The 18782-nt window shown below is 72.5% G+C and carries 20 protein-coding genes; 12 read left to right on the forward strand and 8 right to left on the reverse strand.

What is annotated here, in order from left to right:
• Positions 1 to 24: 24 nt before the first annotated feature.
• From ACGFNU_RS48735 to ACGFNU_RS48745, 3 genes are all read left to right on the forward strand, one after another.
• Positions 25 to 561 (forward strand): TetR/AcrR family transcriptional regulator, encoded by a 537-nt coding sequence (locus ACGFNU_RS48735; protein ID WP_392603590.1) that lies wholly within the window; start codon positions 25 to 27, stop codon positions 559 to 561.
• A 10-nt stretch (positions 562 to 571) separates the two neighbouring features.
• On the forward strand, positions 572 to 1441 hold the full coding sequence (locus ACGFNU_RS48740) for a hypothetical protein (protein ID WP_392603591.1): 870 nt from the start codon (positions 572 to 574) through the stop codon (positions 1439 to 1441).
• Between the two features lie 73 nt (positions 1442 to 1514).
• Positions 1515 to 2552, forward strand: coding sequence for an MBL fold metallo-hydrolase (locus ACGFNU_RS48745; RefSeq protein WP_392603592.1), 1038 nt, complete (start codon positions 1515 to 1517; stop codon positions 2550 to 2552).
• 31 nt (positions 2553 to 2583) lie between these two features.
• Here ACGFNU_RS48745 and ACGFNU_RS48750 read toward each other — a convergent pair whose 3' ends face one another.
• Entirely contained in the window at positions 2584 to 3285 is a 702-nt protein-coding gene (locus tag ACGFNU_RS48750; RefSeq protein WP_392603593.1) for a maleylpyruvate isomerase family mycothiol-dependent enzyme, read from the reverse strand.
• Positions 3286 to 3705: 420 nt separating this feature from the next.
• Between ACGFNU_RS48750 and ACGFNU_RS48755 the strand changes: the two genes are divergently transcribed.
• Together ACGFNU_RS48755 and ACGFNU_RS48760 are read left to right on the forward strand one after the other, a co-directional pair.
• The gene (locus tag ACGFNU_RS48755) at positions 3706 to 4836 is read left to right on the forward strand and encodes an isoaspartyl peptidase/L-asparaginase family protein (protein WP_392603594.1); all 1131 of its coding nucleotides are present in this window, start codon (positions 3706 to 3708) and stop codon (positions 4834 to 4836) included.
• 58 nt (positions 4837 to 4894) lie between these two features.
• The gene (locus ACGFNU_RS48760; RefSeq protein WP_392603595.1) at positions 4895 to 5536 is read left to right on the forward strand and encodes a pyridoxamine 5'-phosphate oxidase family protein; all 642 of its coding nucleotides are present in this window, start codon (positions 4895 to 4897) and stop codon (positions 5534 to 5536) included.
• 101 nt (positions 5537 to 5637) lie between these two features.
• Here ACGFNU_RS48760 and ACGFNU_RS48765 read toward each other — a convergent pair whose 3' ends face one another.
• Positions 5638 to 5835 (reverse strand): DUF5302 domain-containing protein, encoded by a 198-nt coding sequence (locus ACGFNU_RS48765; protein ID WP_392603596.1) that lies wholly within the window; start codon positions 5833 to 5835, stop codon positions 5638 to 5640.
• Positions 5836 to 5882: 47 nt separating this feature from the next.
• Positions 5883 to 7403, reverse strand: a complete 1521-nt coding sequence (locus tag ACGFNU_RS48770) for a pyridoxal-dependent decarboxylase (RefSeq protein ID WP_392603598.1) — start codon at positions 7401 to 7403, stop codon at positions 5883 to 5885.
• Between the two features lie 209 nt (positions 7404 to 7612).
• Here ACGFNU_RS48770 and ACGFNU_RS48775 point away from each other — a divergent pair, with 209 nt between their 5' ends.
• Positions 7613 to 8020, forward strand: a complete 408-nt coding sequence (locus ACGFNU_RS48775; RefSeq protein WP_392603600.1) for a DUF2795 domain-containing protein — start codon at positions 7613 to 7615, stop codon at positions 8018 to 8020.
• Positions 8021 to 8167: 147 nt separating this feature from the next.
• Positions 8168 to 8737 (forward strand): hypothetical protein, encoded by a 570-nt coding sequence (locus ACGFNU_RS48780; RefSeq protein WP_392603602.1) that lies wholly within the window; start codon positions 8168 to 8170, stop codon positions 8735 to 8737.
• Here the strand turns inward: ACGFNU_RS48780 and ACGFNU_RS48785 are convergent.
• The 3 genes from ACGFNU_RS48785 to ACGFNU_RS48795 form a co-directional block, all read right to left on the reverse strand.
• Positions 8717 to 10231: an FAD-dependent monooxygenase gene (locus ACGFNU_RS48785; protein WP_392603603.1), complete on the reverse strand. Its 1515-nt coding sequence runs from the start codon at positions 10229 to 10231 to the stop codon at positions 8717 to 8719. The genes ACGFNU_RS48780 and ACGFNU_RS48785 overlap by 21 nt on opposite strands.
• Before the next feature lie 90 nt (positions 10232 to 10321).
• The gene (locus tag ACGFNU_RS48790; protein ID WP_392603604.1) at positions 10322 to 11938 is read right to left on the reverse strand and encodes a long-chain-fatty-acid--CoA ligase; all 1617 of its coding nucleotides are present in this window, start codon (positions 11936 to 11938) and stop codon (positions 10322 to 10324) included.
• Between the two features lie 96 nt (positions 11939 to 12034).
• Positions 12035 to 12970 (reverse strand): aldo/keto reductase, encoded by a 936-nt coding sequence (locus ACGFNU_RS48795; RefSeq protein ID WP_392603606.1) that lies wholly within the window; start codon positions 12968 to 12970, stop codon positions 12035 to 12037.
• Positions 12971 to 13054: 84 nt separating this feature from the next.
• Between ACGFNU_RS48795 and ACGFNU_RS48800 the strand changes: the two genes are divergently transcribed.
• The 3 genes from ACGFNU_RS48800 (at position 13055) to ACGFNU_RS48810 (ending at position 15630) form a co-directional block, all read left to right on the forward strand.
• Positions 13055 to 14221, forward strand: coding sequence for a pyridoxal phosphate-dependent aminotransferase (locus ACGFNU_RS48800; protein WP_392603607.1), 1167 nt, complete (start codon positions 13055 to 13057; stop codon positions 14219 to 14221).
• Between the two features lie 68 nt (positions 14222 to 14289).
• Positions 14290 to 15009 (forward strand): crotonase/enoyl-CoA hydratase family protein, encoded by a 720-nt coding sequence (locus ACGFNU_RS48805; RefSeq protein WP_392603609.1) that lies wholly within the window; start codon positions 14290 to 14292, stop codon positions 15007 to 15009.
• 9 nt (positions 15010 to 15018) lie between these two features.
• Positions 15019 to 15630, forward strand: a complete 612-nt coding sequence (locus tag ACGFNU_RS48810; RefSeq protein ID WP_392603611.1) for a TetR/AcrR family transcriptional regulator — start codon at positions 15019 to 15021, stop codon at positions 15628 to 15630.
• Here the strand turns inward: ACGFNU_RS48810 and ACGFNU_RS48815 are convergent.
• The gene (locus tag ACGFNU_RS48815; protein WP_392603612.1) at positions 15622 to 16254 is read right to left on the reverse strand and encodes a TetR/AcrR family transcriptional regulator; all 633 of its coding nucleotides are present in this window, start codon (positions 16252 to 16254) and stop codon (positions 15622 to 15624) included. The two genes, ACGFNU_RS48810 and ACGFNU_RS48815, sit on opposite strands and share 9 nt — an antisense overlap.
• 68 nt (positions 16255 to 16322) lie before the next feature.
• On the opposite strand from ACGFNU_RS48815, the gene ACGFNU_RS48820 reads away from it, so the two are divergent.
• Entirely contained in the window at positions 16323 to 17543 is a 1221-nt protein-coding gene (locus ACGFNU_RS48820; protein ID WP_392603613.1) for an FAD-dependent oxidoreductase, read from the forward strand.
• Here the strand turns inward: ACGFNU_RS48820 and ACGFNU_RS48825 are convergent.
• On the reverse strand, positions 17501 to 17923 hold the full coding sequence (locus ACGFNU_RS48825; RefSeq protein WP_392603615.1) for a MerR family transcriptional regulator: 423 nt from the start codon (positions 17921 to 17923) through the stop codon (positions 17501 to 17503). The genes ACGFNU_RS48820 and ACGFNU_RS48825 overlap by 43 nt on opposite strands.
• 47 nt (positions 17924 to 17970) lie before the next feature.
• On the opposite strand from ACGFNU_RS48825, the gene ACGFNU_RS48830 reads away from it, so the two are divergent.
• Complete coding sequence (locus tag ACGFNU_RS48830) at positions 17971 to 18777, forward strand: MBL fold metallo-hydrolase (protein ID WP_392603616.1); 807 nt, start codon at positions 17971 to 17973, stop codon at positions 18775 to 18777.
• Positions 18778 to 18782: the final 5 nt, after the last annotated feature.

Below are 18782 nucleotides of genomic sequence, written 5' to 3' on the forward strand. Positions count from 1 at the left end.
CTCCGCTTGGCTAGGATGGGACGCATGAGACGAGCCGACGCGCGCCGCAACCGCGAACGCCTGCTCGTCGCCGCGCGGGAGGCGTTCGCCGAGGAGGGCCCGGACGCGTCGCTGAACGAGATCGCCCGGCGCGCCGGAGTGGGGCCGGGCACCCTCTACCGGCATTTCCCCAACCGGCAGTCGCTGCTGACGGCGGTGCTGCACGACCGGGTCATGACGTTGTGCGAGCACGGCAAAACCCTGGCGGCGTCGGCGTCGCCCGACGACGCGTTCTCCGATTGGCTGCGCGCCTTCCTCCGGCACGCCCGCACCGACCACGGCCTGACCGGCTACATGATGATCGAGAAGCCGCCGGACCTGGGCTTCGACTGCCATCAGGCGATCCGTGACGCCGCCGCGGAGCTGCTCGGCCGGGCCCAGCGGGCGGGGTCCGTACGCGCCGACCTCACCCCGGACGACCTGCTCCAGCTGATCACCGGGATCGCCCTGGCCACCGCGGCCGACGCCGAGCGGGCCGACCGCCTGCTCGCCGTCGTGCTGGACGGGCTCCACAGCGGGTAGAGATCCCATCGTGGATCTCTCCAGCGCCGCACGCGAGCTCTACGGCGTCCCCCCGCCGGAGTTCGTGGCCAAGCGCAAAGAACTCGCGCGGCGGGCCAAGGAGGCGGGCGATGCCGGGCTGGCCAAGGAGATCGGCGCCCTGCGTCGCCCCACCCTGCCCGCCTGGGCGGTCAACCTGCTGCCCCGCGAGGCGTCGGACGAGCTCGGCGAACTGCTCGACACCGGCGCCGACCTGCGGGCCGCCTGGGCCTCCGGCGGGCACCTCGGCGAGCTCGAACAGCGGCGCAGCGAGCTGATCGCGCGGCTCGTCCGGACCACCAAGCGGCTCGCCGGCGAGGCCGGGAACCCGCTGCGCGACCAGGCCGGCCGGGAGGTCGAGGAGACTCTGCTCGCGGCCACCGTCGACGAGGACGTGGCGGAGGAGGTCCGGGAGGGACGGCTCGCCCAGCCGCGCAGCCACAGCGGCTTCGACACCTCGGGTTTCGGTTTCCCGGCGGGGCCGCCGGCGTCCGAACGCCCCAAGAGCGCGAAGCCCGCGAAATCCGCGAAGGCGTCGAAGATCTCCGAACGGCCTGAGCCGGAAGCGGAGCAGGCGGCTCAGGCCGATGAGCTGGCTCGGCGGCGCGCCGAGAAGGCCAGGCGGCTGGCGCGCGAGGCCGAGAAGGCCCTGACCCAGCGCAAGGCCGAGGCGAACCGCGCCAAGCACGAGCTGAACGAGATCTCCGACGAGGCGACGCGGCTCCGGCGGGAACTGGACGACGCGGTTTCCCGCCAGGAGGCGGCCCAGCGCAAGCTCGACAAGGCCGAGCGGGCCCATGAACGGGCAGCGGCCGCGGCCGAGGAGGCCCGTCGCGAGGCGGCCGCCGCCGCCCGGACGTGACGACCCCGCTGACGCGCCGGGACGACCGCATACAGTAGGTTCTGCCGAACGACGTTCTAGAAAAGGGGCCACGGTGGCGGAACCGCTCAGGGAGCAGCCGGCGGACTGGACCGAACCAGGCGCCCACCCGGTCGCCCCCGGGGTGCACCGCATCCCGCTCGCCCTGCCCATCCCCTCGCTGCACGCTGTGAACGTGTACGTGATCGAGGACCCGGACGGGCTCGTCGTCGTCGACTCGGGGTGGTCCATGCCCGACAGCCGCAAGGCACTCAAGGACGCCCTGCGCATGCTCGGGCACCGGCTGGACGACGTCGCGCAGTTCCTCGTCACCCACGCGCACTGGGACCACTACTCCCAGGCCCTCGCGTTGCGCGAGTCGTTCGGCACGCGGGTGCGGATCGGCCGGGGCGAGCAGGTCTCGCTGGAGGCGTTCGACGTCGCCAACGGGCTGCACCCTCGCCAGATCGAGCTGCTGCGCCGCTGCGGCGCGCCCGACCTGGCCGACCGGGTCGCATCCTTCGGCGTCAACGCCGACGAGCGCAAGGTACCGCACACCATGCCGGACGCCTGGCTCGACGACGGCGAGCGCGTCACGCTGGCCCGGCGCGGCCTGGACGTCTTCGCGACCCCCGGGCACACGCGCGGCCACATCGTGCTCCGCGACGCCGGCGCCGGACTGCTGTTCGCCGGCGACCACGTGCTGCCGCACATCACGCCCTCGATCGGCCTGGAGACCGAGCCCGAGCCCAAGCCGCTGCGAAGCTACCTGGAGTCGCTGCGGATCGTCCGCGACATGCCGGACACCCTGCTGCTCCCCGCGCACGGCCCCGTCACCCCCAGCGTGCACACGCGGGTCGACGAGTTGGTCGAGCATCACGAGGCCCGCCTCGACGTCGCCGCCGGGCAGGTGCGCGCCGGACACGCCACCGCGTTCGAGGTGGCACGTTCCATGCCCTGGACGCGGCGGCAAAAGAAGCTCGACGACCTCGAGGTCTTCAGCCAGATGCTGGCCGTCCTCGAAATCGACGCCCATCTCGACGTGCTCGTCGATCAGGGCGTGCTGGCGGCGACCGAGAACGGCGGGGTGCGCTCCTACGCCCTCAAAGGCTGAGCCCGCGCCCTCTAGGGCTGAGCCGTGCGTCTTAAGGGCCGGTCCCCCTTTCCGCAGCGACGCTCGTCCAGCCGGGGTCGCGTCCCAGGAAGCCCACGAGCCGGTCGCCCGGTGACGCGTCCGGCGGCACGGCGACGGGCGGCGCGAACAGCCCGTGCCGGACGTCGTCGCCGACGATCATCGGGGCGGTCCGCAGCAGCCGCCGCGCGAGCTCCGGCGGGATCTGGCGGTTCTTCCCGCACGCGCGGGAGACGTCCCAGCCGTGCACCGCGATCTCCATCGCGCCGGTGCCCGCCATCGCGCCCGCCCGCATCGGACAGCCCGCGACGGTGACCAGGCGACGGGCGCCGGGACCGCCTCCGTTGCCTCCTCCGTCGCCGTCGCAGCCCTCGCCACCGCCGGGGTTGTCGGCGTGGCCCTCACCACCGCCGGTCCAGGCGCTGAGGAGACGGCGGGCACGTTCCTGGAACGAGGCGATCAGGTCGGTGCCCGGGCCGTCCGGTTCCCCGTCCGGGAACAACGCGACGGTGCCGCGGTCGATGCCCTCGTACAGCGCGTCGAGCGAATCGTTGACGTGCAGGAACAGCATGCGCAGGTTCCAGCCGCGGCAGGGCGTCGGGCGCGCGAGGTCCGCGCTCGTCACCTCGTCCACGGCCGCCAGGGCGAAGCCGATCGCACCTTCCAGCAACCCTGCGCTGTAGCTTTGCAGCGCCGCTGCCTCGGCCGCGTTCATCGGCCGCGCCGCACGGTCGTCTTCATGGGGGCCTCCCTTCGCCTATAGAGACCCGGCTCCGGCCGGAAAGTCATCGGGGCAAGGCGGACCTATCATTTCCCCAAGGCGCACGAACTGGGCAAGGAGGCGGCCGCCCGGGCGCCGCGCGGCGAGCAGGGCCCGGCCTTCTGGAACCTCCGCATCGCCGCGACCATCCGGGGAGACTGGGCGACCGCGCGGGACGCCTGGGCCGGATACGGCATCGACCTGCCGCCCGGCGACGGCGAGATCGTCGTCCACGACGGCGCGCCGAATGGGGAGCGCGTCGTGGACGGGCACCGGTTCCCGGTGTTTGGCATGAATTGAGGGTGTCGCCGGAGTGCGCCCAGGGGACGACGACCATGGTCATCACCCCCGCCGCTCCGACACCCGGAGGTTCCGTTGCCGTCTCCCAAGCGTCCCCTGCTGATCTCCGCGGGCCTCGCCGCCCTGGTCATCGGGCTGTCCGGCTCCCAGTTCGCCGCCGGCGCGGCCACCACCGCCGCCGGTCAGTCTCCCGCCGCCGGCGTCGGCCAGGGCCCCGCACAGGCGGCCCCGGCCTCCACCGTCCGTGACGTCGTCCTCGCCGTGCACGGCGGCGCGGGCTCGCTGCCGCGCGGCAGCCTCACCGCCACGCAGGAGAAGGCGTACCGCGACGGGCTCACCAAGGCCCTGCGGACCGGTTACGCCCTGGTCAAGGACGGCAAGCCGGTGCTCGACGCCGTCGAGAAGGCGGTCAACGTCCTGGAGGACGACCCGAACTTCAACGCCGGCAAGGGCGCGGTGTTCAACACCGACGCCGAGCACGAGCTCGACGCCTCCATCATGAACGGCAAGGACCTCAGGTCGGGCGCCGTCGCCGGGGTGCACCACACCAAGAATCCGATCACCCTCGCCCGGCTGGTGATGGAGAAGTCGCCCCACGTCTTCATGGCGGGCAAGGGCGCCGACGACTTCGCCCTCCGCAACGGCGTCCCGTACACCACCCAGGACTACTTCTGGACGCAGCGCCGCTGGGACTCCCTCATGGCGGCCAAGGGCAACACGCTGGCCCAGGGCAAGACCGCGCAGGGCAAGGCCGCGCAGAGCAAGGATTCCGAGGTCGGCGGGACGGTCGGCGCGATCGCGGTCGACCGTTCCCGGAACGTCGCCGCCGCGACCTCGACGGGCGGCCTGACCAACAAGCAGGTGGGCCGGGTGGGCGACTCCCCCGTCATCGGCGCGGGCACGTACGCGAACAACCGCACGCTCGCGATCTCGTGCACCGGCACCGGCGAGGTCTTCATCCGGGGCGTCGCCGCGTACGACGTCTCGGCCCTCATGGAGTACGCCCGCATGCCGGTGGGGAAGGCCGCCGCCACGGTCATCACCCAGAAGATCCCCGCGCTGGGGGCCACCGGCGGCGCCATCGCCCTCGACCCGCGGGGCGACCTCGCGGCGCCGCACAGCACCAACGGGATCATCAACGGCTACGTCACCCGGGACGGGAAGATCGTGACCCGGCTCTACGACGACGAGACCCCGGCGAGCTGACCCGTCCCCGCCGAAATATAGGATCAATAGCCATATACCCCCCACGAGAGGGACAGCGATGACGCACGCGGCGGAGTTCACCGAGGTCACTTCCGAAGCCGAACTGCGCGAGCTGCTCGGGGAGGTGATGCCGCGCGCGGCCAACAAGGAGCGGACCCGGCTGCACGACCGCGACCGGGACTGGATCGCCGCGTCGCCGTTCTGCCTGATCGCCACCTCCGACCCCGAAGGCCGGTGCGACGTCTCCCCCAAGGGCGACCCGGCGGGCTTCACGCACGTCATCGACGACACGACCCTCGCGGTCCCCGACCGGCCCGGCAACCGGCGTGCGGACGGCTTCCGCAACATCCTGGCCAATCCCCACGCCGGGCTGATCTTCCTCATCCCCGGCAGGTGCGAGACGCTGCGGATCAACGGCCGGGCCCGGCTGGTCCGCGACGCCCCGTTCTTCGACGAGATGATCGTCAAGGGGCACCGGCCGCGGCTGGCCCTCGTCCTGGAGATCGAGGAGATCTTCTTCCACTGCGCCAAGGCGCTCATCCGGTCGGGACTCTGGAAGCCGGAGACCTGGGGCCCCGCCGACGCCCTGCCCTCCCACGCCCGCCTGGTCAAGGAGGTCCAGACGACGACGGAGAGTCTCGAAGAACTCGAGGCGTACTACTCCGAGGGCAACTACACCAAGAAGCTCTACGCGGGCTGAGAACGCCCGGCGCCGAACGGCCGCGGGGCCCCTGCCACGGTAGGGGCCCCGCGGCCGTGTAGATCACGAGTGACGGCCCGACAGGGGCCGCCCGCGCCGGCTCAGCCGCTCTTGCGGCGGAACTGGCGCTGATGGTCGGCGCGGCTGTGGACGCCCCGTACCTTCGACCCGCTCTTGCCTCCGCCGTTGTCGTGCTGGTCCGCCGCGCCGCGCTTGCGCTCCAGGGCCTCCCGGAACTTGCGCTTCACGTCATCCTCAGTGCCCTCGGTGTTCTCGTGATCCTCTGCCGAGTCGGCCATTGCGGACCTCCTGCTCTCGTGCCAAGAAAAAACAGTGCCAGCACCCTCTACCCTCGCATGTCCGGCGCCCTGCCGCCCAACCGGACCTGCCCGTGTTCCCGCCGGACGCGCTCCCAGGCGGCCCGGACATGCTGATCACCGGTGGCGGGGCCGCCGATCGCCAGCCGCAGCAGAACGCGTCCGCGCGCCTTGGCGTGGGTCAGGTAGAGGTCCCCTGAGGCGTTCAGCCGTTCCATGAGCGCCAGCGTCGCGGCGTCGGCGTCCTCGTCCGGCAGCCCCTCCCAGCGGGGCCGAAAGCACACCAGGCCGAAGTTCGGGTCTTCGAACAGCTCGAACTCCGGATCGTCGCGGATCCAGCCGGCCAGGTCCCGCGCCAGCCGGACGCCGGTACGAATGTGCTCGCGCAGCCCCTCCGCCCCGTACCACCGGATGACCGACCACAGCTTGAGCGCCCGGAACCGGCGGCCCAGCGAGATCTGCCAGTCGCGGTAGTCGATCACCTCGCCCGAGGTGGTGGCCGTGTTGCGCAGGTATTCCGGCAGGATCGACAGGGCCCCGATCAGGGGCTCCCGGTCGGCCACCCAGAGCGCGGTGCAGTCGAAGTTGGTGAGCAGCCACTTGTGGGGATTGGTGGCGTACGAGTCGGCGTACTCCTCGACTCCCGCGTTGATCCATCTGAGCTCCGGGCAGACCGCCGCCGCGCCCGCGTACGCGGCGTCCACGTGCAGCCAGACACCGTGATCGCGGCACACGGCGCCGATCTCCGGCACCGGGTCGATCGCCGTCGTGGCCGTCGTGCCGACGGTCGCGCACACCAGTACCGGCACGGCGCCCGCCGCCGCGTCCTCGGCGAGCAGCGCGTCCAGGTGCGCCGGATCCATCGCCAGCGTCACCGGGTCGACGTCCACCACCCGCACGTTCGCCGCGCCGATTCCGGTGATCCGGGCCGCCTTCTCCAGTGACGAATGCGTCTGCGAGCTGACGTAGAGCGTGTGGCGCCGGGCGATCCCCGTCCGCGCCGCCTCGCCGCCGCCCGCGCGCTGGAGCGCGGCCAGGATCGCCACCAGGCAGGCGCTGGAGGCCGAGTCCTGGATGACCCCGCCGCCCGCGCCCCCCGCGCCGTCCCGCGCGCCGCCGTCCTGCGCACCGCCGTCGCTGCGGAATCGCGCGGGCAGGTCGAGGAGCTCGGCCAGCCAGTCCAGGACGCGGGTCTCCAGCTCGGTGCAGGCCGGGCTGGTCGCCCACAACATCCCCTGGATCCCGATCCCGGCCGAGAGGAGATCGCCCAGGATCGCGGGGCCGCTCGCGTTCGACGGGAAGTAGGCGAAGAAATCCGGATGTTGCCAGTGCGTGATCCCCGGCATGATCACCTGGTCGAGATCGGCCAGCAGCGACTCGAAGCCCTCGCCCCGTTCCGGCGGATGATCGGGCAGGCCCGCGGCCACCTCCCCGGGCCGCACCTGGGACAGGACCGGATACGACTCGATCTTCTCGTGGTAGTCGGCGATCCAGTCGATGACCTGCTTGCCGTACCGGCGGAATTCCGCGGGCGTCATATGTCCGCTCATCCCGCCATCCTCGTCGATTCGTTTGGGCCCGCACCAGATGACCGCCCGTTTAGGCGGCGCCGACCGGGAACGATCCCCCCATGGGGGGATCAGCGAGGCGACAGACCTCGGAGGCCGTCCGGGACCACCGGATGCGGGCGTGGTGTGCCGGTCCCGAAACCGACCCCGGGGCCGGCACATCCCCATCGTTGGTGTGAAGGGAGAAGGCCATGACCGAGAAGAGCGACAAGCACGGCGCGAGGCTGGACGACCAGCTGGAGCATGAGACGGAGGGACTGGTGCGCGGGGGCCACCCGACGCACGCCGAGGAGTTCAAGGAGCCCGAGCCGGTGTCCACCGACGCCGGCCGTGACCCGACCGCCGGGACGACCGCCCGGCAGGAGGGCACGCCGCCCGGCATGACACCGGACGACGTCGAGGACCGGGCCGAGTTCGCGCGCATGATCGCCGGTGTGGGCTATCCGGCGTCCGGCAGGGAGATCGCCGACCACGCCGCGGGCCAGGGCGCGCCCGACGGCGCCGTCGCCGCGCTGCGCGACCTGCCCGACCGGCAGTACGAGAACCTCGCCGACGTGACGAGGGAGCTCGGCATCGGCCAGGAGAACCGCCGCTTCTGATCCACGGCCTTGATCCACCGAGCCGATCGGCTGAGCTGATCCACTGGGTTGATCCACTGGTTGATCGGCGCTGGGAGAACGCCTGTCACGGGCCGGGGCGGGGTGCCACGCTAAGGGCGGCACCCCCCGGCCCGTGGAGGCGATCACATGGCGGAAGCACCCATCGACAAGATCAAGAAAATGGTCGCCGGCGATCCGGCCAACGCGACCATCAAGGCCGGGACGCTGCTGGTCACCCGCGGGCTGGGCACGGTCGCCGTCGCGCTCATCGGCACGTTCCTCCTGCTGGACCAGCTCGGCGACCGCGGACCCTGGCACGGCCTGTCGACCGTGCAGAAGCTCGCGTTCGTGCTCGGCGCCGGGTTCATCTGGTCGATCGTCGCGGCGAGCGACGCCCTGGCGCGCGGCATCGCCAGCGCGCGCCCGGACGGGATGGTCGCGCTGCCGCCCGGCCTCCTCGCCACCGTGCTCGACGGCCGCGACAGCTCCGGCTGGCGGGTGGTCGGCGTCCGGCCCGGCACCGCGGCGGGCGGGGCACCCGAGTTCCTCGTCGCGAAGGACTCCGAGGTGCGCTGGCTGGCCGCCGACCGGCTCGCGTTCGAGCAGCCCGCCTCGTCCCAGCCGGGCCCGGCCCAGCCAGCCCCGGCACAGCCGCCGGTACAGCCGCGGCCTCCGGCGCCTCCCGAGCCGCCCGCCTCAGCTCAGGAGGCTCCCTGAGCCGTGTGAGTGGTGGTGGTCGACCGGGGCGCCGCACCAGTGCGTCAGGGCGGTGCGGATCGCGGCGGCCCGCCGGTCGGGGGCCGTCTCGTCGGTCGCCCAGGCGATGTAGCCGTCCGGCCTGACCAGTGCCGTCGTCCGCGTGGCGCCGTTCGCGACGTCGCAGTGCACGCGGTCGGTCCAGCACCGGGCCGCCAGATAGGTCACCGCCGGGTCGTTCGCCGCCACGACGAGGACGAAACGCCCCTCCCGGAGCGCCTCGTACAACCTCGGCGGCTTGCCGCACAGCGGGACGTCCGGCGCGCGCTTGCCGATCAGCCGGTGGGCGCCGGGCGGCGCCGGGTAGGAGACGGCGATGCCGGAGACCGCCCGGGCCAGGCGCCGCGCCACCGGGCCGAACCTCGTCGCCGCTCCGGTCACGGCCGTCCGCGCGAGGCGGAGGGCGGGCGGTTCGAGGAGGGCCCCGCGCAGCACCGCGCCGCTGCCGCGCATCACGAGCCGTCCCACCGGATGGCGTTCCTCGTCGTAGGTGTCCAGGAGGCCGGGCTGCGCCCAGCCCTGCAGCTCGGCGGCGAGCTTCCAGCCGAGGTTGGCGGCGTCCTGCAGCCCCGTGTTCATGCCCTGCCCGCCCGCCGGGGAGTGCACGTGGGCGGCGTCGCCGGCGAGGAGGACCCGGCCGGACCGGTAGCGGGGCACCTGCCGCTCGTCGCTGTGGAAGCGGGAGGTCCAGCGTTCGCCGTGGATGCCGTGGTCGGTGCCGAGGGCGCGGCGGACGACGTCGCGGAGCTCGTCCATGTCGACGGGCTCGGTGTCGGGCACCTGGTGGTGCCGGTTCCACGCGATGACCCGGTACCAGCCGTCGCCGAACGGCGCGATGAACGCGAAGGCGTCGCCCGCCGCGCCGACCGTCAGCGCCTCGTCCGGAGCGCCGGAGAGCCGCACGTCGGCGAGCATCACCGAGCGGATGACCGAGTTGCCCGGGAACGGCAGGCCCAGCGCCTGCCGGACCGTGCTCCCCACTCCGTCCGTGCCGACGGCGTACGCGGCGCCGCGCGTGCCGGTCGTCCCGTCGCCGTACCGCACGTCCACCTCGACGCCCTCGGCGTTCTGCCGCAGGCCGGTCACCTCGGCGCCGCGCACGATCTCGGCGCCCGCCGCGCGGGCCCGCTGCTCCAGCACGCGCTCGGTCTCGTACTGCGGGGTGACCAGGACGTACGGGAAGCGGCTCGGCAGCCGCGTGAGGTCCAGCGAGGCCCGGCCGAACACGCTGACATGCCCGACGCGCCGTCCGGTGGCGATGAGCTCCTCGGCGACGCCGCGGGCGTCGAGCAGCTCCAGCGTGCGGGCGTGCACCGCGAACGCGCGGGTGAGGTTGAGCTCCTCCGCCCGCCGCTCCAGGACCGTGCAGGCGACACCCGCGCTCGCCAGGTCTCCGGCGAGGAGCAGCCCGGTCGGGCCCGCCCCCACGATCAGCACGTTCCCGGTGGCAGGCATCCCGCCCCCTTCGATATCGATCAGGGTCCGTAGGCGGGCATTCCCTTACTCAGCGGGCTATGCACATTCGAGCCGAGATTCGGACGCCCGTCAGCCCTGGATGCGGCGGTCGTGCCCGGCCCACTCCTTCTCCCGCAACTGGAACTTCTGGATCTTCCCGGTGGAGGTCTTCGGCAGCTCGGTGACGAACTCGACGCGGTCGGGCGCCTTGAAGCGCGCCAGCCGTCCCCGCACGTGCTCGACCAGCTCGTCCGCCGTGACGGACGCGCCGGGACGCGTGACGACGAACGCCTTGGGCCGCTCGCCCCACTTCTCGTCCGGCACCGCGACGACCGCGACCTCCAGCACCGCCGGATGCGAGTCGATCGCGCGCTCGACCTCGACGGTGGAGATGTTCTCGCCGCCGGACACGATGATGTCCTTCGACCGGTCGCGCAGCTCCACATAGCCGTCCGGGTACCGGACCCCGAGGTCGCCGGAGTGGAACCAGCCGCCCCGGAACGCCTTGGCGGTGGCCTCCTCGTCGCGGTAGTAGCCCGCCATGACGTTGTTGCCCCGCATGACGATCTCACCGAGCGTCTCCCCGTCCGAGGGCACATCGTTGTCGTCGGCATCCACGACGCGCAGCCCGTCCGTTTGGAGCATCCCGACGCCCTGGCGGGCCAGCAGCCGGGCGCGCTCGGCGGCCTCCAGCCCCGGCCAGCCCGGCTGGGGCTCGCAGACCGAGTACGGGCCGTAGGTCTCGGTGAGGCCGTACACGTGCACGATCCGGGCGCCGAGGCCCTCCATCTGGCCGATGATCGTCGGGCTCGGCGGCGCGCCCGCCGTGGTCACCACCAGCGGCCGTTCGAGCGGATGGGCCCGCGGGGCGTTCGCGATGGCCACCAGCACCGTGGGCGCCCCGTTCAGGTGGGTGACTCCCTCGTCGTCGATCAGCTGCCAGATGCGCTCGGCGTCGACCGCCCGCAGGCAGACCTGAGTCCCGCCGATCGCGGCGAGCGCCCACGGCGTGCACCAGCCGTTGCAGTGGAACATCGGCAGCGTCCAGAGGTAGACGCTGTCGGGCGTGTGCCGCGAGTGCGTCACCTCGCCGAGCGCGTTGAGGTAGGCGCCGCGGTGGGTGTAGGCCACGCCCTTCGGCCGCCCGGTCGTGCCGGACGTGTAGTTGATCGAGATGATCGCGTTCTCGTCGGCGACCTCCCAGGGCAGCGGCTCGTCCGACCCCCGGGCCAGCAGGTCGGTGTAGCCGATGCCGCCCACGATCGGATCGGGCGCCGTACCGGCCGCCGGGTCGGTGACGGTGACGATCTCGCGGACGGTGGCGAGCCCCCCGATCAGCGGCGCCACGGTCGGGTGCAGGCCGGAGTCGACGACCAGGACCTTGGCTCCGCTGTGGTCGAGGATGTACCGGACCTCCTCGGGCGCCAGCCGGGTGTTGATCGCGACGAGGATCGCCCCGGCCAGCGGCACGGCGAAGTGCGCGACCAGCATCTCCGGCACGTTCGGCGCGAGGTAGGCGACGCGGTCCCCGGGCTCGACGCCGAGGGCCCGCAGGCCCCGCGCGACGCGGGTGACCTGGGCGGCGAACGTCGCGTACGTCTCGCTGCGATCGCCATAGGAGATCGCGGTCTTGCCGGGAAAGACCTCCGCCGATCGCTTGAGGAACGACAGCGGGGTGAGCGGGGTGTACGCCGGGCCGGTCTGCATCGGTCCTCCAGAGGTCGTTCGCGCCGACATGAACGCTAGAACAACCGGCCCGGCGAGGGAATCGCTTCGGCTCAGGCCGACGCGCCCGCGGACGGCTCAGGCCGACGCGTCGTCGAGCAGGGCGATCTGCCCGGGCGTCAGGTGCACGTCGGCCACCGCGAGCAGCGGGCCGAGCTGGTCGACCGTGCGGGCACTGGCGATCGGCGCGACCACGGTGGGCTTGGACGTGAGCCAGGCCAGCGCCACGGTCGCGACCTCGGTGTCCTGCTCCCCCGCCACCTGATCGAGGGCCGTGAGCACCCTCTGCCCGCGTTCGCTCGCCAGGTATTCGCCGGCCTTGCCCGCCCGAGCGCTGTCCACCTTCTGGCCGGGACGGTACTTGCCGGTGAGGAACCCCGACGCGAGCGCGTAATAGGGCAACGCGGACAGCCCGTTGGCCTGCACGGTCTCGGCGAGCTCGCCCTCGTAGGTGTCGCGGGAGACGAGGTTGTAGTGCGGCTGGAACGCCACGTACCTGGCGATGCCCTCGGCCTCCGAGTGCGCCAGCGACTCGGCGAGCCGTGCGGCGGTGAAGTTGGAGGCGGCGATGTAGCGCACCTTGCCCTCGTGGACGAGCTGGTCGAGCGCGCCGAGCGTCTCGGCGACCGGGGTCTCCGGGTCGTCGAAGTGCGCGTAGTAGAGGTCGATGCGGTCGGTGCCGAGCCTGCGCAGCGACTCCTCGGCGGCGCGTTTGATCGTGTCGGCCCTGAGCCCGCGGAACCGCGGATGACCGCCCGCCTTGGTGGTGATCACGACGTCGTCGCGGTTGCGGCGCGAGGCGAGCCATTCGCCGATGACGGTCTCCGACTCGCCGCCGGAGTTGCCCTCCACCCAGGCCGAATAGACGTCCGCCGTGTCGACGAAGTTGCCGCCGCCCTCGGTGTAGGCGTCCAGCACGGCGAACGAGCCGTCGCGGTCCGCCGTCCAGCCGAAGACGTTGCCGCCCAGCGCGAACGGGTGTACTTCCAGGTCGGTGTCGCTGATACGTCCCATACAACCCGGGAACCCGGCCGCCCCCGGCCGCTATTCCATGATTGCCGACCTTTGGCCGGGGGCACGACCGGGCATGATCGGCCCATGACCGTCTCCAGACTCCGCGACATTCCCGGCATCGGCGTGGACAAGGTGGGGGACGCGGCCGACGCGGCGCACGACCCCGAGCTGCTGCGGCTCGAGAACCTCGACACCGACCTGCGGCCCCCGGCGGCGGCGCTGGAGGTGACCCGGGCCGCCGTGGACGACGACGACGCGAACAGCTACCTGCCGTTCCAGGGCCATCGCGCGCTCCTGGAGGCGGCCGCCGCGCACGTCGGCCGCATCGCGGGGCACGCCTACGATCCCGTCACGGAGTGCGTCAGCGTCGTGGGCGGGCTCAACGGCGTCTTCAACGTGCTGCTGGCCACCATCGAGCCGGGGCAGGAGGTCGTCCTCTGCGATCCGATCTATGCCGGGCTGGTCAACCGGGTCCGGCTCGCGGGCGGCGTCACCCGGTTCGTTCCCTGCGACGCGTCCGGGGAGGGCTGGTCGGTCGATCCGCGACGGCTGGCGGACGCGGTCGGGCCGGAGACCGGCGCGGTGCTGATGATGGGCCCGGCGATGCCCACCGGCCTGGTCCTCGGACAGGAGCACTGGGAAGCTCTGGCGGCGGCCCTGGAACGTCATGACGCCTGGCTGATCTATGACGCGGCGATGGAGCGCCTCCGCTTCGACGGCCGCCCGCCCGGTCATCCCGTCGCGGCCGTGCCGGGCTTGGCCGAGCGCACCATCACCGTCGGCGCCGCCTCCAAGGAGCTCCGCATGATCGGATGGCGGGTCGGCTGGGTCACCGCGCCCGCGCCGATCCTCGCCGACATCCGCCTGGTCGGCCTGACCAACGTCGTCTGCCAGGTCGGCATCGCGCAGGACGCGGTCGCCGCCGCGCTGGCGGCCCCCGGCGCGGACGCCGACGTCGCGGCGGCGACCGCGATCTGGCGCGAGCGGTGCGAAACCGTCCTCGCCCAGCTCGCCGATCAGCCGGCCGTCCGGCCGCACGGCGGCTGGTCGCTGCTGGTGGACACGCGGCCGCTCGGCCTCTCCCCCGGCGAGCTGTCCCGGCGCCTCTTCCAGCACGGCAAGGTCGCCGCCACGCCGATGGACGGCTGGGGACCGAGCGGTGCTCACTACCTCCGGCTCGTCTTCGCCAACGAACCGGCCGAACGTCTGGCCGACCTGGGCGAACGGTTCAGGCGGGCGCTGAGCTCCTGACCGCAGGGACCGGTGGGCAGGCAATCGGAACTTGATTCCGTAACCTCGTTCCGATTAGGCTCGGGCCCATGCTCGTCAGGTACACGCAGCGGGAATCCGTCGCCACGATCACCATGGACGACGGCAAAGTGAACGTGATGTCGCCGCGGATGCTCGCCGAGCTCGACGCGGCACTCGACCGGGCCCAGGCCGACCGGGCCGTGGTCCTGCTGACCGGGCGCGAGGGGCTCTTCTCCGCGGGCTTCGACCTGCCGACGCTGCGGGCGGGCGACCCCGAGGCGGTGGACATGGTCCGGGGCGGGTTCGAGCTCGCCGCCCGGCTCCTGGCCTTCCCGTTCCCCGTCGTCGTGGCCTGCACGGGCCACGCAATCGCCATGGGCTCGTTCCTGCTCGTCGCGGGCGACCTTCGCGTCGGCGCCCGCGGGCCGTACAGCATCAGCGCGAACGAGGTGGCGATCGGGATCACGATGCCGCACGCCGCGGTGGAGCTCCTCCGCCAGCGGCTGACGCCCGCCGCCTTCAACCGCGCGGTGACGCTGGCCGAGGCGTTCGAGCCCGAGGACGCCGTCGCGGCGGGATTCCTCGACCGGGTCGTGGCACCGGCGGAGCTGGCCGAGGTCGCCCGCGCGGCGGCCGTGGCGCTGACCGGCCTCGACATGGAAGCCCACGCGGCCGGCAAGCTGCGGGCACGCGAGCACGCCCTGACGGCCGTTCGCCAGGCGATCGAGGCCGACGCCCTCGCCCTGCGGGACGGCGGCCTCGCCGTGCGGGCCGACGCCGACCGCTAGGGTCCCAGCGTGCCGAGAGCCAAACTGCGAACGCCGGAGCTGCGGGACCGGGTCCTGCGGGCCGCGATGACGATGCTCGCCGAGGAGGGCGTGACGGCCTTCACGGCCCGCAAGGTGGCGCAGGGCGCGGGCACCTCGGTCCCCGCCGTCTACGAGCTCTTCGGCGACAAGGCCGGGCTCGTGCGCGAGATCTTCTTCGAGGGCTTCCGGCGGCTGCGGCGCCGGCTGGAGGAGGACGCGCCCACCGACGACCCGCGCGCGGACCTGGTGCGGGTCGTCCAGGTCTTCCGCGCGTTCGTCCTCGAAAATCCGGTGCTGGCCGAGGTGATGTTCGCCCGCCCGTTCGCCGAGTTCGACCCGGGCGCCGAGGACCTCCGGTCCGCCGCCGCGGTCCGCGGGTTCTTCGTCGGGGGCGTGGAGCGGTGCGTCGCGGCGGGCCGGATGTCGGGTGATCCCACTGATGCCGCCCATGTCCTCCTTGCGCTCGCCCAGGGCATGGCCGCGCAGGAGACCGCCGGCTGGCTCGGCACGTCCCAGGCGTCGGCGGACCGCCGCTGGGACCTGGCGATCCGCGCGGTGATCGACGGTTTCGCACCGGGCTCAGCGGACCCCTCAGGCTGACGCGGGACCGGCCAGGCCGTTCAGGAGCAGGTCGGTGAGCGTGTCGACGATCTCGTCCTCGGTGGCGTCCGGGCCGTGCTCGCCCGCGGTGAGGACGGCGTAGCCGAACATCGACACCATCGCCCCCATCGCGGCCGCGACCAGGGCGGGATCGCCCGGCAGAGGGTCCCCTCGTTCCCGTAGATACTCCAGGTGGTCGCGGAACGTCTCGGTCTCCGCGGCCAGGCTCCGCCACGCGAGCCCGGACGCGGGGCTCTCTGCGATCAGCGACTGCATCTGGGCCACGACGACGGGCAGGTTGTCACGCAGGACGTGCCAGCTGATCGCCAGGTGGTCGCGCAGCTGGCCCCGGTCGGTCAGATCGTGGTCGCGCGGATGCCCCGCCACCGCGATCTCGGCGTCCGCCTGCCCCTCCATGTCGGCCATCAGGGCCTGGAGCAGCTCTTCCTTGCTCTTGAAGTGGTCGTAGAACGACCCGGTGGCGCGCCCGGCCGCGGCCGTGATGTCAGTGATCTTGGTGTTGAGGTAGCCGCGCTCCATGAACAGGCGGCGGGCGGCGTCCTTGAGGGCGGCCTGGGTCTCGGCCGCCTTCGCCTTGCGCACTCCCCCTTGACGTTCGCTCACGGACGACATCATACTGAGGCCACATTCGCTGAATAGAGATTCAGTGAATTGCGATTCAGGAGGCATCTATGCAGGTCATCGTGGCGGGTGGCGGAGTGGCGGGCGCGACGAGCGCGCTCGCGCTGCGGCGCGCCGGGGCCGAGGTCACGGTGTACGAGGCGTACACCGACCCCGCCGGATCGGTCGGCTCGTTCCTGAGCCTGGCGACCAACGGGCTCAAGGCGCTGGACGCCCTCGGCTGCCTGGAGGCGGTCCGGGCGGCCGGTTTCGACGTGGAACGGCAACGGCTGTGGGCCGACTCGGGCCGGCTGCTCGGCGACACCCCGCGCGGACGCCTGTCCGGTGAGCCGCTGCGGAGCATCACCCTGAGGCGCGGAGATCTCGTCGAGACGCTGCGTGCCAGGGCGATCGGGTCCGGCGCCCGGATCATCACCGGTGAACGGCTTGTCGGCGCGTCTCGTGCGGGCACGAAGGTCCGGGCCGAATTCGAGAGCGGACGGACGGCGGAGGCGGACCTGCTCGTGGGCGCGGACGGCATCTGGTCGGCGACGCGCCGCGTCCTCGACGCCGGAGCGCCCGAGCCGACGTACGCCGGGCTCTACACGGTCTCGGGTGTGGCACGCGGTGTGGACGTGGGCTCCGGCACGTTCAACATGGTCTTCGGCCGCAACGGGGCGTTCGCCTACATCCCCGTCCCCGGCGGGGACGTCTGGTGGGCCGCGCAGGTATCGGCGGCCGAGGAGCCCGACCTGGACGCGATCGACCTGGAATTCCTCAAGGACCTGTACCGCCATGAGGAGGTGCCGTCGGCCCTGCTGAGGGCGGTGACCTCGATGCAGAGGCCGACGCTCATGCACGTTCTCGCCGAGGTCCCGGTCTGGCACGACGACCGGATCGTGCTGGTGGGCGACTCCGGTCACCCGGTGGGCGCGGGTCAGGGGGCGTCGATGGCCATCGAGGACGCGGTCGTCCTCGCCCGGTCACTGGAGGACGCGCCCGACATCCCCTCCGCCCTGAAGGCCTACGACACGGCGCGCCGCAAGCGGGTCGCCAAGATGGTCAAGTCGGCGAGCGGCAACCGGGACGCCAAGACCGCCGGTCCGGTGGGGCGGCGCGTGCGCAACCTGGTCATGCCCGTGTTCGTCAAGCTCTTCTACGAACGCGCCACGGCGTGGCTCTTCACTCACGAGGTGGCGGCGGGCTGGGCAGCGCCGACCCTGGCCACGGCTGACCGCGTCCCATCTGGTCATGGCGCCGCAGGCAGCTCGACGGGCTCCTCCGGGGCGTAGACGTTGCGGACGGCGCGCCTGAAGTCGGGGCATTCGACCAGGGGCTCGTGCGTGCAGGTGGCGACATGGCGGAGGCTCTCGCGCATCCGGACGAGCTGGTCGATCTTCTCGTCCAGATCGGCGGCCTTCTGGGCCATGCGCTCGCGCAGGAGCGGGTCGTCCTCGGGCGTCGCGACCAGGAACCGGCCGATCTCGGCGATCGAGAAGCCGGCGCTGCGCGCGCACGTGATCAGGCCGAGCCGCTCCAGTGTCTCAAGGTCATAGGTGCGGCGCAGGCCGTTGCGCCCGCTGGACTCGATGAGGCCCTCCCGCTCGTAGTAGCGGAGGGCCGACGGGGCCAGCCCGGTGCGTGCGGCGACCTCGCCGATGTCCAGCGACATGATCTCCCCTTGACTTGAAGCGCACTTCAAGTCGCAGTCTAGCCCGCATGAACATTCATCACCTGAACTGCGGATCCGTGCGAGAGATCGAACCCACCTACAGCGGGCCGCCGCCCGCGCACGCCGTGAACCACTGTCTGCTGGCCGAGACGGACGACGGGCTGGTCCTCGTCGAGACGGGCCTCGGGCTCGGCGATGTGCGGGATCCGGACGGCACGCTGGGCGCCGAGTGGGTCGAGATGGCGCAGCCGGTCCTCACCGAGGCGGAGACCGCCGTCCGCCAGATCGAGCGGCTGGGCTTCGCGGCCTCCGACGTGCGGCACATCATCGTGACCCACCTCGACGTGGATCACTGCGGCGGCCTGCCGGACTTCCCGGACGCGCACGTCCACGTCCTCGCCGCCGAACTGGACGCGGCGCTGACCGAGGCGCCCAGCCGGCGGTACCGGCCCGCCCACTGGGCGCACGGCCCGAACTGGATCACCTACCCCACCCCACCGGGCCAGGGAGGCGACGACTGGTTCGGCTTCACCTCGCTCCAGCCGAAGGGGCTGCCGCCGGAGATCCGGCTGATCCCCCTCGGCGGGCACACCGCGGGCCACACCGGCGTCGCGGTACAGGAGGGCGACCGCTGGCTCCTGCACTGCGGTGACGCGTACTACTACCACCGCGAGCTGGAGCGGAACCCGCACCCGCACCCGCTGCTGGACCTCGTGCAGACGGGCTCGGAGGTGCACCACGACCTGCGGCTCGGCACCCAGGCCCGCCTGCGCGAGCTAGTGCGCGACCACTCGGACAAGGTCACGGTCTTCTCAGCGCACGACCCATGGGAGTTCGCCCGCCTAGCAGGCTGAGGCGT

The sequence above is a fragment of the Spirillospora sp. NPDC048911 genome (genome assembly GCF_043198015.1).
Classification (GTDB): Bacteria; Actinomycetota; Actinomycetes; order Streptosporangiales; family Streptosporangiaceae; genus Spirillospora.

Excerpts from the sequence above, each read along its gene's own strand:
- ACGFNU_RS48765 (WP_392603596.1), bottom strand. The coding sequence starts at position 5,835 with ATGGCCGACTCGGCAGAGGATCACGAGAACACCGAGGGCACTGAGGAT.
- ACGFNU_RS48775 (WP_392603600.1), top strand. The coding sequence starts at position 7,613 with ATGACCGAGAAGAGCGACAAGCACGGCGCGAGGCTGGACGACCAGCTG.
- ACGFNU_RS48750 (WP_392603593.1), bottom strand. The coding sequence starts at position 3,285 with ATGAACGCGGCCGAGGCAGCGGCGCTGCAAAGCTACAGCGCAGGGTTG.
- ACGFNU_RS48795 (WP_392603606.1), bottom strand. The coding sequence starts at position 12,970 with ATGGGACGTATCAGCGACACCGACCTGGAAGTACACCCGTTCGCGCTG.
- ACGFNU_RS48780 (WP_392603602.1), top strand. The coding sequence starts at position 8,168 with ATGGCGGAAGCACCCATCGACAAGATCAAGAAAATGGTCGCCGGCGAT.
- ACGFNU_RS48770 (WP_392603598.1), bottom strand. The coding sequence starts at position 7,403 with ATGAGCGGACATATGACGCCCGCGGAATTCCGCCGGTACGGCAAGCAG.
- ACGFNU_RS48785 (WP_392603603.1), bottom strand. The coding sequence starts at position 10,231 with ATGCCTGCCACCGGGAACGTGCTGATCGTGGGGGCGGGCCCGACCGGG.
- ACGFNU_RS48790 (WP_392603604.1), bottom strand. The coding sequence starts at position 11,938 with ATGCAGACCGGCCCGGCGTACACCCCGCTCACCCCGCTGTCGTTCCTC.
- ACGFNU_RS48825 (WP_392603615.1), bottom strand. The coding sequence starts at position 17,923 with ATGTCGCTGGACATCGGCGAGGTCGCCGCACGCACCGGGCTGGCCCCG.
- ACGFNU_RS48735 (WP_392603590.1), top strand. The coding sequence starts at position 25 with ATGAGACGAGCCGACGCGCGCCGCAACCGCGAACGCCTGCTCGTCGCC.
- ACGFNU_RS48805 (WP_392603609.1), top strand. The coding sequence starts at position 14,290 with ATGCTCGTCAGGTACACGCAGCGGGAATCCGTCGCCACGATCACCATG.
- ACGFNU_RS48820 (WP_392603613.1), top strand. The coding sequence starts at position 16,323 with ATGCAGGTCATCGTGGCGGGTGGCGGAGTGGCGGGCGCGACGAGCGCG.
- ACGFNU_RS48830 (WP_392603616.1), top strand. The coding sequence starts at position 17,971 with ATGAACATTCATCACCTGAACTGCGGATCCGTGCGAGAGATCGAACCC.
- ACGFNU_RS48760 (WP_392603595.1), top strand. The coding sequence starts at position 4,895 with ATGACGCACGCGGCGGAGTTCACCGAGGTCACTTCCGAAGCCGAACTG.
- ACGFNU_RS48800 (WP_392603607.1), top strand. The coding sequence starts at position 13,055 with ATGACCGTCTCCAGACTCCGCGACATTCCCGGCATCGGCGTGGACAAG.